Raw genomic sequence first — 17222 nt, 5'->3', positions numbered from 1 at the left:
GGCAGATTTTCATTATTTTTGATTATAAACCAATGGATTTAAAAGGCGATAAAAAACGGCGCAAGCGCCGTTCTCAAAAAAGAAAATTGTTTTGATGTTATTTTTGGGTGAGTTCGTTAACCAATTGCCAAAGCTGGGGTTTACCTTCTGCCATTGGCACATCTGTACGGAATTTACCGTTGACGATAACTGCCGGTACGCCGTCGACACCATATTCTTTGGTGAGTATTCTGGCTTTTTGAACCATTTGATCGACTTTAAAACTCTTGAACATCTGAACATAGTCGTTGTGCTTGACACCGAATTGCTCGCAGTAGTTGGCAAGGGTTTCAATATCGAAGATACGTTTTCCGTCACGTTGAATGGCATCAAAATAAGCTTCGTGGAATTTATCTAAGATGCCTAATGCCTTAGCCGTATAAAAAACACGCGCCATAAATACCCAGTTTGGATTATCCAAAACAGCTGGCATGCGTTCAAAATGAACGTCTTTAGGCTTTGTTTTCAGCCATTGATTCAAGCTTGGTTCAAGGTGATAACAATGCGGGCAGCCATAGAAGAAAACTTCGACGACTTTTTTCTTATAAGGATCAATAGAAACGGGTTTAGGCAGTTTCTGGTAGTTGATGCCTTCCAGAAATTTTGATGGTTGAGCGCTCCACGCCTGAGAACTTAATCCCAGTGCAGAAGCACCCAATAAAGTAGTTAAAAAATCTCTTCTTAGCATAGTGTTATGAATCTATTAAAGTTCACCGTATGAGTGTAGTCCTGATAAGAACATATTCACACCAAGGAATGCGAAAGTCGTTACCAAAAGACCAATCAATGCCCAGTAAGCCATTGGACGTCCACGCCAGCCTTTAGACATACGGATATGTAACCAAGCCGCATAGTTTAACCAAACAATCAATGCCCAAGTTTCTTTAGGGTCCCAAGACCAGTAACCACCCCAAGCTTCGGCGGCCCATAGAGCCCCTAGGATAGTCGCAATGGTGAAGAAACCGAAGCCAAGAGAAATGGCTTTGTACATCAAGTCATCCATTTTTTCCAATGCAGGCATTCTGGCTGCGAATTCACTGTTTGGGTTTCTCTTAAGTGCAGAATCCGTTAACAAATAAGCAAAACCGACCATTGCTGCAATAGAGAAGCTTCCGTAACCGATGAAGTTAGCAGGAACGTGTATTTTCATCCAGTAACTTTTCAGAGCAGGTACCAGAGGTTGGATCACGTAAGCATGACGATCAAAGGTATACCAAAGAATAAAGGCAACCGCAGCACTCACCACTAACATCACGAAACCACCCATAGCACGGGTTTTCAATTTTTGTTCGTAGTAAAGGTACAGCAGGGTTGTGATGACCGTAAACAGGATAAATACTTCATACAAACTACTGACCGGGATATGACCATAGTCAGGGTTGATTAGGTAAGATTCACGCCAGCGAACCAACATCCCGACCAAGCCGAATGCCACACCCGACCAAGCCAAGGTAGAAGCCACCTTACCGGTAAATTCAGATTTATTGAACAATGCAAAGAAGTAGGTTGCCATCGCCATGACATACAAAGCACTCATCCACATAAATGCCGATTGGCTGGAGACCAAGAAGCGTAGGAAGAAAGCATGTTCGTTTGCACTGATTTGGTTATGGTGGATGCTGTAGGACCATAAGGCCAAAAGCGTTAAAGCGGTAATGAAATAAGACAAGGTTCTGATGCTCGGCCAAAAGCGTCCCAACATGATCAGACCTATAGTGGTCCCGACCAGAATGGCGTCTTCGTAAAGCCCCATCAAGGCATTAAATTCCTGCCATGCCATGAAACTTCCGATAGCGACGAGAGCTGCCCAGATGATTTCTCTAATCAAATGGTTCTTATTTTCATAGTTTGTTTCAATTGTCGAGTTGAGAGTGTTCATGATTATGATACCTTCAAGTTAGTTTTGACAATCTCTACGAGTTGGTCAAATTCAATTTTCGTTTCCGGAAAGTCTTTTCGGTCCTTGCCGGCAATCGTGAGTGCGTTTTCTTGTTTAGAGTAAGCCAGCCAAACGCGTTTCTGACGAACATAGAATAGGATGAATACCCCAATTATAAGCATTCCACTGCCTAAAAAAACGACATCTTTTCCAGGGGATTTGGTGATTTGTAATCCGGTTGCATTGATTTGCTTGAAGGATTTTACTTCAAAATACATTGGCGGCCCATAGCTCGGTAAGCTGTTGATGGCATTTAATGCATCTTCAAACCATTGTTTGTCGAAGTCCGACAAGTTATTCCCAGTAATGTGTTTGTCCGGGAATGACTTTTCCATAAATTCAAGATAAAGCATCTGTAAAGCGAAGCTGGTTTGACTTAAGTAATAGTCTTTGACCTTTTTCTGTTCGTTTTGAGGTACTTTTTTCTGAACGAATAAATCAATACCTCTGAAGCCTTTGTCTCGGAACAATACCATCAATTGCTGCAACAATTTAAGTTGTAGATTGTAGGTTTTTTCGTCTAAATTCTTTGATTTTGGAATCGCATCTTTCAAATATTGATGGATTTGTACTGGGTTGTTCAATAAAGCCAAGAATTTGAAGAAACGATCTTTGCTTCGCTTTTCATCGGCAGGGATGAACAGATAACGATATGGTGCTGAGGGTTCGGTACGCATACCCGTCATGAAGAACCAGCGACCATCCTGTAGATTAGGTTGCATGTAGTTTTCATATTCCCAGGCAATTCCTTGGTCGTTACGAACCTTAAAGATGATGGTAGGTCCGTTGTTATGCATTTTTTTGCCGGTTTTTTCTTGCTCTTCTTTCGTTGCAGGCACGATATTGAACATCTTGAAATCGTTGAATTCGGCTTTGAAAGTACCAATAGGGGTTTTCAAGGGTTCAACTTGGTTCACCGCGGTGTCGATATCCAGCGCATTTGGATATGGAGACAAAAGCGGATGAATCGCCAGTTTCAGTTTGGTTCCACCATCACCGAAAGATGATTGATAGATTGAATAGTTTTTGTAAACCAGCGGATGGTTCACCTTAATAGTCTTAACGATAGGTTTTTTCAAGTCTGGTGCTGTCAGAACAACATCTGACTCAAAGGATTTTGGCATTCCCGTGTCGTAGTAGCGGATACGGAATTGCTTAACATGGATAGAGAAAGGTAGTTTTTGTACCAAGAATCCTTGTCCATAAGGTAAGAAAAGCACATCGGTACTTTGACCTTCAGCAACATTGACTGTTCCACGGAAAGAAAAATTGTTTGGCGATAACCAGGATTTCTGAGGGATTTCACTCAAAGGTATAGAGCGGGTTTCCGGCGCAAGTTGCCCAGTTAATTGTCGGTATTTTAATAACAAATCACTGTCAAACAGTGCGCCGACGCAAATCACGATAATGGATACATGGGTGAAGATATAACCTAGACGGCTCCAACGACCCTTCATACCGGCAACCGTGACGTTACCATTTTCACTATGGTGTACTTTGGTTTTATAACCGTTTTCTTCTAAGGTTTGCTTCGCCAATGCTTCATCAAAGCCTTCAACCGCATAGGTTTCAGAGTAAGGCTGGTGTTTGTAAGCGTTGATTGACATGGTTTCGCTGTAATGCTTCATGTCTTTGATAAAGCTTGGCGAGTTGCGTACCAGACAGGTTGCCGTCGATGTTAGAAGGAAAAGCAATACTAAAATAAACCAAGCGGCACCATATACGTGGAAGAGACCGAGTGTATCGAATACGTGGGTCCAAAAGGGTCCAAACTTAATAATATAATTTTGAAACGCTTCGTTTTGTTTGAGAACAGTACCGATAACAGAGGCGATCGCCAGCATGACCAACAGCGTCACAGCAAGGTTCATAGACCCTAGGAATTGGATGAATAGGCTAGGCTTTTTAGATGTAACGATGTTTTTTTCTGACATTTTTACTGATTTTCGGATTTCATTAGACAAAAGATTGTAAAGTATAAACCGATTGTTATTATTGATAAAGTATTAAGGACTTTATCCCTATCAACACTCGTTAAAACCCTATAAAATAAGCGGAATTTCGTCAATTCGATCACACAAATTATTATGCAACATCCTCTATATCAAAAAGCGCATTACCTCAAATCTGCACCTGACTTAAGCCATTGTCCTGAAGACGAGGGGTATGAAGTCGCTTTTGCCGGGCGTTCTAATGCCGGAAAATCCAGCGCGCTGAACGTGCTAACTTCACAGAAGTCCCTTGCAAGAACCAGTAAAACGCCTGGCCGCACACAGATGATCAACTTTTTTGAGTGTGATGAAGACCATCGTTTGGTTGATTTGCCGGGGTATGGCTATGCCAAAGTGAATATCAATGTAAAACAGGCTTGGGAAGCAGGGCTTTCAGCTTATGTAGAGCGACGTGAATGTTTACGCGGTATGATTTTGCTGATGGATGTTCGTCTGCCACCGACGGAAATTGATATGGTCATGTTGGATTGGACATTGGATTTAGGCTTACCTGTTCATGTTTTATTGACTAAATCAGATAAATTGAAGAAGGGACCGGCGCAGGCAAATCTATTGAAGCTGAAGAAACTTTTAAAGGAATCCTATCCTCATGCAACGGCACAACTGTTTTCTTCTTTAAAGCGTCAAGGTGTTGATGTTGCTTGGCAAAAGCTTGATGAATGGATGGAATACGAGAGACCACCAAAGCAAACGGATTGAAAAGCCCATGCAAGATAAAGAAGCAAAAGGCATTTTAGACTTTTGGTTTTCGGATAATGTCAGACCCTTGTGGTTTAATTCCACACCGGAACTGGATGCTGAAATTCGCGAAAGGTATCAAGACTTATGGCAAAAGGCGCAACAAGGTTTGCTAGATGGTTGGCTTGACGATGCCGAATCTGCGTTGGCGCTTATCATTTTACTCGATCAAATGCCTTTGAATATGTTTCGAGGGCTGCCCGAAAGTTTCCAAACCGAACAACAAGCCGTTAAAGCAACTTATCTTGCCCTAGAAAAGGGGTATGCAGAACAACTGCCGAAGTCTCGCTTAGCATTTTTATTGATTCCTTTGATGCATAGTGAAAACTTGCATGATCAACAGAAGTCAGTTGAGTTGTTTAAACATTACGGACTAATGGAAAACCTTCAATTTGCTCAACACCATCAAAAGATTGTCGAGCGTTTTGGGCGGTTTCCACATCGCAATGCAATATTAGGTCGACTGAGTACTGCTGAAGAAGAGACTTATCTTGCTTCAGATGAGGCATTCAAAGGTTAGGCTAGAAACGATAGCCAGCTTTAATGCTATAAGTCGGAACATCTCCAATTTGGTTGTAGGCCACCAGAACATCCATAAAAGCCAAGTTGATATTAACGCCAACGGCTAATTTAGCCAAAGTAGAGTTTACTTTTTTCAAAGTTACGCCACTGACTCGGTTGTTTTCTCTTGGATTCACTTCACTCTGAATCATGCCTACCGATGCATAGGGCGTTAAGTTTGCTAGACCTTTCGAGACGCCAAAGTCCAACCCATAGCTTTTATAATCCAATGCACTGATGCCATTTGATTGGGTGTAATGTCCATTAATTCCCAGTGCAGGAGAGACCGTACTGCCTTCCAAGATTGCCCAATTTAGATTGGTGCTCCAAGTAGAAAGATTGCTGTTGGGAAAGGTGGTGTAGTCAACGCCAATATCCAATCCAAGCGGCATTCCTTTCGCTAAGTGGAGTGTGACACCATCCATTGAACTGCTTGCGTTATTAGAAACAGCCCCCATTTGTTTATGTTTGAGTTGCGAGACATTTGCGGAAATACCTATATCAAAACCTGTTAAACCAAGAGGTTCTGCTGGTCTTAGTGTTTTATAGCCTAGCGCGCCAGAAAGGTCTGATGAGAAATCTTTAAATTGACTTTGGGAGCTGAAGTTTAAGTAATCAATATTGTTTTTGCCCGCAAAAGCGTTTAAGGAAAATAAAAGTAGCAAAGAAGTGGGTATGACGATTGAGCGTGTAGAAGAATGCATGATATTTACCTCACATTGAGAATGAGCACTTTCATTCTATATAAAAAACCCCTCATTGAGAGGGGTAAAATTAAGCATTAAATGAAAGGTTAAGACTTAGAAGTCGAATTCAACACCGACAGAAGCCATTGCTCCAGCATCTTTTTGTTTGTCTGAAACACCACTGATATCCATTGTGGTGGTTGCTACATCAAGATTCAAGAAGCCGAAAGTTAGACCAACACCAGTATAAGTGTATTTGTTACCGACCAAATTGCCGCGCACACCTACACGAACATCTGGGATGTACCATGCAGAATTGGTCGCATAGCTTGCGCTTGCGCTCCACCATTGCGTGTCATGATCATTTAAATCATTGGCTTTGACTAGGTCATAAGAACCGGCAATGGTCCAGTGACGGCTGGCAGTATTGATTTGACCTGTCACGCGGTATTGTGGTTTCAGCTTGAATTCAGATTTGATAAAGCTGGCGAAGTCGGTACTTGATGCTGCTGTAGAAAGGTTGTGTATTTTGAACTTAGGTGAAGTCAAATTCATCCCTACTAACCCGATAGAATAGTTTTCATGAATCCAGTTAATACCGACATCGGCGGTAATAGCAGATTCAGAAGAACCAGAATTCATGTCGCTGATGTAATCATTGACGTTCTTATCTTTTGAACCTAGGTTGTCATCTACGAAGGTTTTAAAGTCAATCGCTTTTGTGTTGGAGAGCATGCTTAAGTATCGGGCTGTTACACCAACAGAAAGCGCACTGTCATTGTTTTTGAAAATGTTTGTACCGTAGCCTAATGCAAATTCGCTTAGTGATTTGTAGTTAATGCCTAAAGCTGCCGCACCTGAATTAATTGAGACGTCAGTACCTGTAGCCGCAGTGGTGATGGTACCTTTCTTGATAAAAGTCGCTTCTGAAGCCGCAGTATAACTATAGTCCAAAGAAATGCCTCCAGACCAAACACCAGACTTTATTAATAAAGGAACGGTTACAGAACTGATGTTGGATACTTTACCGGCATTGTATTTATCAAAAAAGCTGTTTAGGTTTGTTGCAAGGGTATTAGCATCAGCCGGATTGTTCGAGTTCAGATAAGGTTTGATATTATTGTCATAATTGTCAGAAGAGCCTTCCAACCCCTTAAGTTCTAAAGCTGTTTGCGCATTGATTCCCAAACCAAAACGGTATCCTTCCGTATCACTTTTGTTAAGTGCATTATAGGCAGGGTTCGCTAAAGGGCTATAAATAGTATTAGAGTTTGAAGCATCGCCATAGACAATGTTCGGGCCGATTGGACCGTATGAACTTGGCGCAGCTTGAGAGTTGCTAGCAATGGCGACCAGAATCCCGCCTAATAAAGCTTGTTTTTTCATGTTGATTCTCCTCCTAAGATCATTCGCATATTGATTTCTAATTATAGATATCTTTCAATAAGATAAAAGCCTCTACAAAGGCTTTTATCTTGATTTTTATCTATTTTTTTAACAAAATTGTCGCTTTTAGATAAGCTTAATGTGCTTCGTCCCAATTATTGCCTTGACCAATTTCAACAATCAGAGGCACATCAAGGGTCAAAGCGTTTTCCATAATGCGTTTGATTTCGTGCTTGGCGGCGTCCATATCCTTTTCGGCAACTTCAAAAACCAATTCATCGTGCACTTGCATCAACATTTGGATATCCAAATCAGAAGTATCCAGCCATTTTTGAATCTCAATCATCGCGCGTTTGATAATGTCGGCAGCGGTGCCCTGCATCGGCGCGTTGATTGCAGTTCTTTCGGCATATTGGCGAAGCTGACCATTTTTGGCGTTGATATCCGGTAAGTACAGACGGCGCCCAAGCAGGGTTTCAACATAGCCTTTTTCACGGGCATTCGCCTGAGTGCTATCCATATAGGCTTGCACCCCTGGGTAACGACTGAAGTAAAGATTGATATATTCCTGTGCCAGATTTCTCGGGATGTTCAATTGTTTTGCCAGCCCGAATGCCGACATACCGTAAATTAAACCGAAATTGACGGCTTTGGCGCTACGACGCTGTTCGCTGGTGACTTCTTCGAGTGGCATACCGAAAATTTCTGCGGCAGTTGCCTGGTGAATATCTTTTCCTTCGGCAAAGGCCTTCAGTAAACTTGCATCGCCTGACAGGTGAGCCATAATACGCAATTCGATTTGAGAATAGTCAGCTGCCATGATCTTGTAGCCTGAGCGTGCGATGAATGCCTGGCGAATACGGCGGCCTTCAGCATTACGAATAGGGATGTTTTGCAGGTTGGGTTCGGTTGAAGACAGACGTCCGGTTGATGCCACTGCTTGTTGATAAGACGTATGAACGCGTCCCGTTTTTTCGTTGATTTGTTTTGGAAGGCTATCCGTGTAGGTCGATTTCAGTTTTGCCAGGCTGCGGTATTCCAAAATCAAGGTCGGTAATTCATGACCTTCATCTGCCAGTTGTACCAAAACCGGTTCTGCGGTTGAGGGTTGGCCTTTAGGGGTCTTTTTCAAAACCGGGAGATTTAGCCTATCAAACAGTACTTCTTGTAATTGTTTGGAAGAGTTCAGGTTGAACGGTGTGCCTGCGATCAAGTGCGCCTGTTGCTCAAGTTCAATCAGTTTTTCGCCGATTTCATAAGACTGATCGGCCAGCATTTGCTTATCAATGAGAACACCATTTCGTTCGGTTTTTGCCAAGACCGTCAATAAAGGCATTTCTATGTCGCTGAAAACGCGGCATGGGCCTTCATCGTTTTTCAGTTGCGGCCAAAGCGCAAAATGCAGTCGTAGGGTAATATCGGCATCTTCCGCTGCATAAGGTGAGGCTTGTTCTAATGGGATTTGGTTGAATGTCAGTTGGTTTTTGCCTTTACCAGCAATGTCTTCGAAATGGATGGTGCTATGATTTAAGTATTTCAAAGCCAAATCATCCATATTATGGCGCGTAGCCACGCTGTTCAGGCAATAGGATTCCAGCATGGTGTCGTAGGCAATTCCTTTCAGCTCGATGCCATGATTCATAAACACATGCCAATCATATTTGAGGTTTTGTCCTACTTTTTGCCACTGCTCACCTTCTAAAATAGGTTTGAGTCGCGCAAGTGTTTGTTCGAAATCCAGCTGATTAGGCGCGCCTTCATAGTCATGATTTAAGGGCAGATAAGCAGCGTGAATCTTGCCTGACGATTCGTAGGCAAAACTGATGCCTACAATTTGAGCAGTCATGGTGTCCAAAGAGGTGGTTTCAGTGTCTACGGCAAAACAATCCGCTTCTTTAAGTTTTGTCAGCCACTCCTCAAAAGTGGTTTCATCCAAAATCGTTACATAAGGCGCGATTTCAAAGTTTTCAGATACCGCAGGTTGGGTTGGATTCGAGTGGTGTTGGCCGTTATGTTCACTAACCAAAGTTTCGCTATGCGCTTTTCGTCCGGTGAACTTGCTGAATGGGAGCTGACCTTTTGCGATTTGTCCCTGCCAGTTTCGCAGGTCATATTCGGCAAAAAGTTCTGCCAATGCTTGGACATCTGGAGTTTGGCGTTTGATATTGCTTAGATGAATTGGCAGGTCGCAATCAATGCGGATGGTCGTTAACTGTTGTGACAATTTTAATTGATCGAGATTATCTCGAAGGCTTTCCCCGATTTTTCCTTTGATTTCGTCGGCATGGTTAATCAAATTTTCAATGGTGCCGTATTCTTCCAACCATTTCGCAGCGGTTTTCGGGCCACATTTCGGGATACCAGGGATGTTATCGGAACTGTCACCCATCAAGGCAAGATAGTCGATGATTTGCTCAGGTTTCACATGAAACTTTTCCAGCACCTTTTCTGGCGTCATCAAGGTATCGTTCATGGTGTTGATAAGGGTGATGTGTTCATTTACCAACTGTGCCATGTCTTTATCACCCGTTGATAGCAGAGCGTCCATTTTTGCTTCGGTGGCTTGGTGTGCGAGGGTTCCCATGACATCATCGGCTTCAACCCCATCAATCACCAAAAGAGGGATGCCCAAAGCCTTGATAATTTGGTGAATCGGCTCTATTTGAATTCTCAGTTCATCCGGCATTGGCGGACGATGCGCCTTGTAGTCTTCGTACATTTCATGGCGGAAGTTCTTGCCTTTGGCATCAAATACCACTGCAATGCGTTCGGGTTGATATTGCTCCAACAATTTTCCGATCATATTGATGACGCCGAAAATTGCACCAGTGGCATGACCCTTGGAGTTTGTCAAAGGTGGCATGGCGTGAAAAGCGCGGAATAGATAAGAAGAACCGTCTACGAGAATAAAGGGCGCTTTTGGATTGAATTCAAGTTGCATTGCTGTCATGAAACTGCCTAGAGATTTATTGAGTTATGGTAAAATTCGATGATTATTTTAACCTATATTAACCGGATTTAGAGTGTGTCGGTCTATACAGTCATAGAACAAGCAGAACTGGAAGCTTTCCTAGCGGATTATAATGTCGGAACCTTAGCCTCTTACGAGGGAATCAGTGCCGGGATTGAGAATACCAATTATTTTGTCAACACCGAAAAAGACGGTCAGCTCCAGCAATTTGTCTTAACGGTATTTGAACATCATACCTTTGACGAATTGCCTTATTTCCTGAATATCATGGCTTTTATGGCTGAGCACGCTATTCCTACAGCGCATCCAGAAAAAAGTCTGTCCAACGGCTATTTGAAGTCTTTGCAAGGCAAACCTGCGGCACTGGTAGAACGCTTGAAAGGCGATGGTGTTGAGTTACCCACCTTAAAGCAGTGTGAAGTCATGGGTGAGCAGATGGCGAAGTTTCATCTTGCCGGACAGGATTTTGAAGATTTCCGTGAAAATGATCGGAATCTGGATTGGATGCAAACCACATTCGACTTGATTCAACCCCTCCTGCCTCAAGATGAAGTTGCCCTGATTTCTGAAGAGATCAATACACTTTCTAATTATGAGTGGGAAGTATTACCTCAAGGCGTTATCCATGCCGACCTATTCTGTGACAATGCCTTGTTTGACGGTAATGAGCTTTCCGGGATTATTGACTTATATTACGCTTGTAATGGTTCATTACTCTATGACCTTGCTGTCATGGTCAATGATTGGTGTCGTTTGCCCGATCTGACTTACGATGATGACAAGGTGGCCGCAATGTTGTCGAGTTATCAACAGACACGTGAATTGACTTGGCAGGAAAAGATGACTTGGCCTTACGCGTTGCGTTTAGCGGCTTTACGTTTTTTCCTTTCGAGGTTGAAAGACAAACATATGCCTCGCGAAGGTGAAATGACGCAAATCAAGGATCCAAATGTTTTCAAATCGGTGCTGATCTATCATCAAAATCATGCAGCGCCATTGTAATGGCGTATCAAACGGTATGCCATTAAAGGATTTTGAGGAAAGTATTCCTCTTTTCACCCGACTTGAACAAACCCTCAATTGTGACGCCTATACTGAGCTACCTAAAGATTGGTATGTGGTCGTCACCGATGTGGTGGACTCCACCAAAGCCATCGAGCAAGGTCGTTATCGCGATGTGAATGCCGTTGGCGGTAGTACCATCGCTGCAGTGGTGAATGCCACTAAGCCTCAGAAAATTCCTTATGTATTCGGTGGCGACGGTGCCAGTTTTTGTGTGCCACCGGAGTTGATTGAAAAAGTCCGACGCGCATTGCGCGGCTGCCAAGAACTGGCGGCAGACGGGTTGGATTTAAAACTTCGCGTCGGTATTGTGCCTTATCAAGCTTTGACGCAAAAAATACATCTATGTCGTTACCGAAGTGCGCCAAATCTGACCCAGTATTTTTTTATGGGGGGTGGCATGGATGAAGCAGATGGCTTGGTCAAGAGTCATCTTGGTTATGAATTATCTGAAGATATCGTTTCGGATGCCGACTTTTCCGGTTTTGAATGTCGTTGGAACCAGATCCCAAGTCCCAAACAGGTGACTTTCAGCCTGTTGGTTAAGTCTCGACTCGTCGAAAACAAAGACACCTTGGCACTCTACCGGAAGTTGACCCAAAAAGTTGATGAGTTGTTGGGTGATAGAGTCGAGCACCATCCATTAAGTCAGGATAATTTGTCATTAAGTTTCAGTGCCGACAAGCTCAAGGCTGAAACGCTGACGAAAAGTTTCCATCATAATTTTTGGTATCGTTTGAAAACGGCGATCCGTATTCGGTTGGAAAACTTGGTGGGCGTTTATTGGATGAAAACCAACAAAGCAGTCAGCGGATATGAATGGGGTGACTACAAAGCCGATCTGGTAGAAAATACCGATTATCAAAAACTTGACGACAACTTCAAAACGGTGATGTCCTGCAATCAGTCCGATTTACAGACTCTATTGTCCTGGTTGGAACAGCAATACCAAGCGGGCATTCTCTTTTATGGTTGCCACCAAACCAATGCCGCAGTCATTACCTGTCTTATCGAAAAGACCGGAACTGATCATGTTCATTTTGTCGATGCTGCTGACGGTGGTTATGCCATGGCGGCAAAACAGCTCAAAACCCAAATAAAACTAGAGTCAGAAGCGCCTGTCCATTAATTTATTTTGTGTAATCCTGTCTAAACCATTGAACTTTAATTCTCGTTTCAAAAATAGTTTTGCAAAAGTATTTTTTAGGAATAATCTAATGGCGAAAAATTTATGGTTCTCGCCTTTTGAGGAGTCATGTTGTGAGTTATCATGGTTTTTCTCTATTTGACCCAAAACTGATATAAGCCGATGTGAAAGCTTTTGATTATTTTGAAGGAAGTGGCAATCACTTCATGCAGGTAATCGGCGGCACTTAAGTTTTGTCATATTTTGGATTTTTCTTGTTCTACCTTACGAGGGAAATTTTAATGAAACGTTTTTTGAAATTAGTGTTGTTCGTTTTTGCAACAAGCGCGTTTACGCTGTCTGCCCAAGCAGCAGAACCAGCAACTGCGCCTGCTAAAACCATGGAAAAGCCAATGAAGAAGCCTAGCGGCAAACGCTTTTACCATGAACTATTACATGCGAACTTTATGCCGAACCTGATGCCAAAATTGATGAGAAGCTACAAGCACGGCAATCCGCTTAAGCTAACCAAAGAGCAATATGAAAAATTGGTTAAGTTCCATAAAGAGAATTTGCCGAACATGAAAGCCATGATTAAAAAAGTCATGCATTTGGAAGCAGAAGCTCGCAATATGGCGCTTGCAGGCAAGGATGATAAAGACATCATCAAAGTTGGTGAAGAGTCTTTGAAAGTACGTTCAAACATCATGCATGGTAAGTTGAAATGTCGCGCATTTGTACGTTCTGTATTGACGCCAGAACAGTTCAAAATGTTGGCGGATAACTTTCATCACCCAAAAAAAGTGATGGCAAAGCCAGCACCAGCCGCTAAGGCGTCATAATTTCAGCTTTTCATATTGTTGAAGCAAAATCTGAAACCAGCCTTGTGCTGGTTTTTTATTGTCTGAGCAATCTTGAGCTTTGATGACAAACAAAAAAGCCCAGAATTTCTGGGCTTCTTTTCCTTGTTAACGACTTCTTATTGAGGAAACGCAGCGCGTAGTGCGACTGCGAGGCTAACACACAGAGCAATCAGCATAATCGCTCCGCTAGATGCAATTAAATCTTCCATGGGTCTATCTCCAGCTTTCTCGAACAAATGTTCCATCCTTTTTACCAAGGATATTCAAAAACAAATTCCCTAAAGCCTTAGCAGGTTTGGTTTGGCGGGAATCAATGGTGGAAATGTGGGTATTGCTATCCACATGGTTGTGAAAAATGGACTTAATTGATATTTGATGTCAGAGATTCTGACACCACCGTTTTCAATGATAAGCCTAAAGTTGTTGAAGTTGCTAGTCTTTTTTGCCGTTAAGCTTGCCAATATAGAAACAATTTATACCAATTCGCGTCATGATAGAGTGGGTTGAATCGGTTGTATCGCGCGGTTCTAATGTTTGAAAAATATTTCCCAAAACCCTATGAACACCTCAACGAGAATCAGCAGGATAATGATCCACTCCAAGAAAGAGCTGTGTTTGTGTTGGTAAAGGTCGATCATCATTGTGATGTCTTCTTTCAGCGTATTGAGTTTGTAGCTCACCACCTCAAAGCGTTCCTGAAGATCCAAAAGCTCTGCCAAACGGTTGTATAACCGCTCATAGGCTTCATTGTCCCAAAGGATATTGGGTTTATCCAACAACATCAAATCCAGCACCATATCATGGCGTAAAAGACTCAATTCAATCGCATAATCGGCAAACTCGTGGCGTTTCATCCAGCTAAAAGAAGTTGAGGACTCAACCATATTTCGACCTTTGCTGTAAAAGCGGTCGACTTCCTTTTCAAACTTCTCCAGACCCACACTTTGTGCAATGACCAAACTGACAATCATCAGCGGCCAAAGACTCAATTCGCGCAACTCGATTTTGTTGTTGTCGACGTGAAAGGGCGTTGTCGCGTCCGTATTCAAGGTGATGTTGTAGTCTTGGTAAAGTGTCACTTGCTCATAGGATTGCGTCAAACCCAGTTTCTTCAACGCTTCGCTGACCTCTTCCTTCGGCCAGTTGACGAAGGTGATGACATCAAACTGGGTAAAGAACAGAAAGCGGTTTGGCGCCATATCGGAAATCTCGGCGTAGAAAGAGGCTTCAATCCCTTTTTTCAAAGGAATATTCAGCTTATCCGCCACCTCCATGTGGCTGAAATCAGCGGGAAGATAAACAGACAGCAAGTTAATCTGAGCGATTTTAGAAGCGGGCGATGAGGTGTCCATCATGATTCCTTAGTAAAGTCATAGCAGTATGAAAATCTGCCAGGTTGGGGTATTTTAAAATAAAGTAATGCGTTGTTTTTGGAATGTTTTATGGCTTGAATGAATGTTTTTCAAGCCCTCGTTTTCAGGCGGTAAATTGTGGCTAATGTGAGTAAGAGCGATAGAAGAAATGACCTCGCACCCAGCGACCATACAGTACTTCAAAACTGATGGACAGTAAGACGAAAGCAAAGAAAATAATTACCGCCACTTTTTGGGTTTCGTAGGTGTGTATCAGCAAGGTAACCAGGGCTGCCAAGCTCGACATGCCGGCAATGAAGAATATCCAGCGGTTGCCTTGGATTTGGTCATGGAGCTTCAAAGCACTGAGGTTGACCATGACAAACACCAGTAGGAAGCTTGCACTGCCGATAATCGCGATCTCATTCAAGGAAATGCTGTTGGCTAACGCCAGGCTGAGTACGGAGGTGGCGACTGTCGCCATAAAAGGCTGATTGCGTTGTTCCTTTTGCAGGAATTTAGGCAAGTTGCCTTCTTTGGCGATGATGTAACCCAAACGGGCATTACCGTAAATGGTGGCGTTGATGGCGGAAAAAGTTGCGAGTAGCGCGGCGATGGCAACCAGCGTGAATCCGAACTGACCCATTGCCGGTTTCGCCGCCAACGCCAAGGCATAGTCTTTTGCCTGCATCAATTGCGCTTCAGGCACCGCGCCAACGGTGATGATGGCAATGAGTACATACAGCAAAATCACGAAAAGTATTGAGCCGTAAAATGCACGGGGCAAGTTGCGCTCCGGGTCTTTGATTTCTTCCGCGGAGTTGGCAATCAGTTCAAACCCTTCATAGGCGACGAAAATAATCATCCCCGCCACAAAGATAGAAAAGGGGGCTTTCCACTCATGAGGATCAAGAGCCTTAGGGTCAACATAGCTCGCGCCGGTGACGATGATAACCACCAGTAACACTACTTTGATGAGGACAATGAAGGTTTCTGATCGGCTGACAAAAGCGGCACTGATCCAATTGATAAGTGTGGGTAGCAAAATCGCCAAACTGATAAAAAAGTGGTTCAACAGGCTGGAATGTTCATCTGGGAAAAACGTCTGTGCATAAGAGGAAAAAGCCACCGCATAGAGGGAAATCGTCACCAGGTAACTCAGCCACAGCATAAAGTTCATACTGCTTGATAAGATGTTGTGGCGGAAGGCCTTGTCGATGAAAACGACTGTGCCTCCCTGACTTTGAAACGCCACCGATAGTTTGGCATAAGCATAAGAGGTCAATAAGGCAACCGCACCGGCGACCAAAAAGGCTGCCGCAGTGGCGCCATGCGCCAAGGAGACGGCTTCACCCAATACGGCAAAAATACCGCCACCCACCATGCCACCGATACCAATGGCAAGTGCACCGAGTAAGCTGATACTGCGGACAGGTTCGGTCATGCGAAGTCTCCACTAGGTAAGGTATACAAAGAGGTTATAGCCATTTTTTCCACCTAAGGACAGCCAATTGGCTCAGGACGACCACACACAAGAGCCCGACAAATATCCAAAAAGCGTAGCTTCCTTGGGCGCCGGGAATACCGCCAAGGTTGACGCCCAGTAAACCGGTCAAGAATCCTAAAGGCAGGAAAATGGCCGATAAAATCGACAGTACATACATGCGTTGGTTTAATTGTTCGGACAAGCGGCTCAGTAATTGTTCGTTCATCACCGAGGTTCTTTCTCTAACCACGTCGATGTCTTCAATGTGTTGTATCAAGCGTTCACCGACTTCACGCATTTTCCTGCGGTGGATATCCTGAACCCAACTTACCTGCTCTACCATGATTTTAGTCAAAGCATCGCGTTCCGGTGACAAATAGCGGCGTAACGCAATGGTCTGGCGGCGGAGTTCAGACAAATCGTGGCGCAAGTCCCCCGGGTTTTCGGTGAGTGCTTTGTCTTCGATATCATCGATTTGTTCTTCCAGCTGATCGACGGTATCAATCATGCGCCAGACGAGGCGGTCTGTCAAATAGACGATAAATTCTGCCATGTCTTTCGGGCCTTTGCCGCGTTCCAGTTGGCGTAAAAGGTCTTTGACGGAAAGCAGTTTGCGCTTACGAGTGGAGATGATGCGATCGGCTTCTGCCCACATACGGATAGAGACCATGTCTTCAGGATCGGCGCCGGGGTTGTTGTTGACACCACGCAGTGTAATCAGCAAACCGTCATCAATATTAGTGGTGCGGGGGCGAGTGTCTTCCGTTAATAGGGCGTCGATAATGATTTGATCAAGACCACTGTTGCTTTCCAGCCAGTTGCGGGTGGCGGCAACCGTGTAGTCGAAATGCACCCAGATTTTCCCTTGGTCGGGTGTCCAATCCTGAAGTTCTTCCCAACTTAATAACCGTCCGCCGCCTTTACCGTTCATCAGGAATGCATGAATTAAGCCTGTTTCGCTGTTTTCCTGGGCGACTTGTTCGGTCATACGTTCTCCTGAC

At 43.7% G+C, this 17222-nt stretch carries 14 protein-coding genes; 5 read left to right on the top strand and 9 right to left on the bottom strand.

From position 1 onward, the window contains the following. Positions 1-97: 97 nt before the first annotated feature. Genes F8R13_RS05845 through F8R13_RS05835 form a run of 3 tightly spaced genes read right to left on the bottom strand, consistent with a single transcriptional unit; the run spans position 98 to position 3912 of the window. A complete protein-coding gene (locus F8R13_RS05845) occupies positions 98-727 on the bottom strand; it encodes a thiol:disulfide interchange protein DsbA/DsbL (protein WP_152832523.1) in 630 nt (209 codons plus the stop codon). 15 nt (positions 728-742) lie between these two features. Continuing rightward, positions 743-1918 (bottom strand): c-type cytochrome biogenesis protein CcsB, encoded by a 1176-nt coding sequence (gene ccsB, locus F8R13_RS05840; RefSeq protein WP_152832521.1) that lies wholly within the window; start codon positions 1916-1918, stop codon positions 743-745. A 2-nt stretch (positions 1919-1920) separates the two neighbouring features. Further along, the gene (locus tag F8R13_RS05835) at positions 1921-3912 is read right to left on the bottom strand and encodes a cytochrome c biogenesis protein ResB (protein ID WP_152832519.1); all 1992 of its coding nucleotides are present in this window, start codon (positions 3910-3912) and stop codon (positions 1921-1923) included. Between the two features lie 153 nt (positions 3913-4065). Between F8R13_RS05835 and yihA the strand changes: the two genes are divergently transcribed. Both yihA and F8R13_RS05825 read left to right on the top strand, forming a co-directional pair. Beyond that, on the top strand, positions 4066-4689 hold the full coding sequence (gene yihA, locus F8R13_RS05830) for a ribosome biogenesis GTP-binding protein YihA/YsxC (RefSeq protein WP_152832516.1): 624 nt from the start codon (positions 4066-4068) through the stop codon (positions 4687-4689). Positions 4690-4696: 7 nt separating this feature from the next. Continuing rightward, a complete protein-coding gene (locus F8R13_RS05825; RefSeq protein ID WP_152832514.1) occupies positions 4697-5248 on the top strand; it encodes a DUF924 family protein in 552 nt (183 codons plus the stop codon). Between the two features lies 1 nt (position 5249). Here F8R13_RS05825 and F8R13_RS05820 read toward each other — a convergent pair whose 3' ends face one another. The 3 genes from F8R13_RS05820 to polA all read right to left on the bottom strand — a co-directional run bounded on the left by F8R13_RS05820 (position 5250) and on the right by polA (position 10311). Continuing rightward, a complete protein-coding gene (locus F8R13_RS05820; protein WP_152832512.1) occupies positions 5250-5993 on the bottom strand; it encodes a hypothetical protein in 744 nt (247 codons plus the stop codon). A 96-nt stretch (positions 5994-6089) separates the two neighbouring features. Further along, positions 6090-7361, bottom strand: a complete 1272-nt coding sequence (gene traF, locus F8R13_RS05815) for a conjugal transfer protein TraF (protein WP_152832510.1) — start codon at positions 7359-7361, stop codon at positions 6090-6092. Positions 7362-7497: 136 nt separating this feature from the next. Next, the gene (gene polA, locus F8R13_RS05810) at positions 7498-10311 is read right to left on the bottom strand and encodes a DNA polymerase I (RefSeq protein ID WP_152832508.1); all 2814 of its coding nucleotides are present in this window, start codon (positions 10309-10311) and stop codon (positions 7498-7500) included. A gap of 75 nt (positions 10312-10386) precedes the next feature. Between polA and F8R13_RS05805 the strand changes: the two genes are divergently transcribed. The 3 genes from F8R13_RS05805 to F8R13_RS05795 all read left to right on the top strand — a co-directional run bounded on the left by F8R13_RS05805 (position 10387) and on the right by F8R13_RS05795 (position 13362). Beyond that, on the top strand, positions 10387-11334 hold the full coding sequence (locus tag F8R13_RS05805; protein WP_371414909.1) for a homoserine kinase: 948 nt from the start codon (positions 10387-10389) through the stop codon (positions 11332-11334). 16 nt (positions 11335-11350) lie between these two features. Continuing rightward, positions 11351-12523, top strand: a complete 1173-nt coding sequence (locus F8R13_RS05800; RefSeq protein ID WP_152832506.1) for a DUF3095 family protein — start codon at positions 11351-11353, stop codon at positions 12521-12523. Positions 12524-12822: 299 nt separating this feature from the next. Next, positions 12823-13362, top strand: coding sequence for a Spy/CpxP family protein refolding chaperone (locus F8R13_RS05795; protein WP_152832504.1), 540 nt, complete (start codon positions 12823-12825; stop codon positions 13360-13362). Between the two features lie 548 nt (positions 13363-13910). Here the strand turns inward: F8R13_RS05795 and F8R13_RS05790 are convergent. From F8R13_RS05790 to zntB, 3 genes are all read right to left on the bottom strand, one after another. Continuing rightward, positions 13911-14738: an RMD1 family protein gene (locus tag F8R13_RS05790; RefSeq protein WP_152832502.1), complete on the bottom strand. Its 828-nt coding sequence runs from the start codon at positions 14736-14738 to the stop codon at positions 13911-13913. A gap of 139 nt (positions 14739-14877) precedes the next feature. Further along, complete coding sequence (locus F8R13_RS05785; RefSeq protein WP_152832500.1) at positions 14878-16179, bottom strand: APC family permease; 1302 nt, start codon at positions 16177-16179, stop codon at positions 14878-14880. A gap of 34 nt (positions 16180-16213) precedes the next feature. After that, positions 16214-17209, bottom strand: coding sequence for a zinc transporter ZntB (gene zntB, locus F8R13_RS05780; RefSeq protein WP_152832498.1), 996 nt, complete (start codon positions 17207-17209; stop codon positions 16214-16216). Positions 17210-17222 lie beyond the last annotated feature (13 nt).

The sequence above is a fragment of the Hydrogenovibrio sp. JE_KL2 genome (assembly GCF_009296185.1).
Classification (GTDB): Bacteria; Pseudomonadota; Gammaproteobacteria; order Thiomicrospirales; family Thiomicrospiraceae; genus Hydrogenovibrio.
The sequence above is the reverse complement of the archived record's forward strand: the minus strand, read 5'-3'. Positions and strand labels throughout refer to the sequence as shown.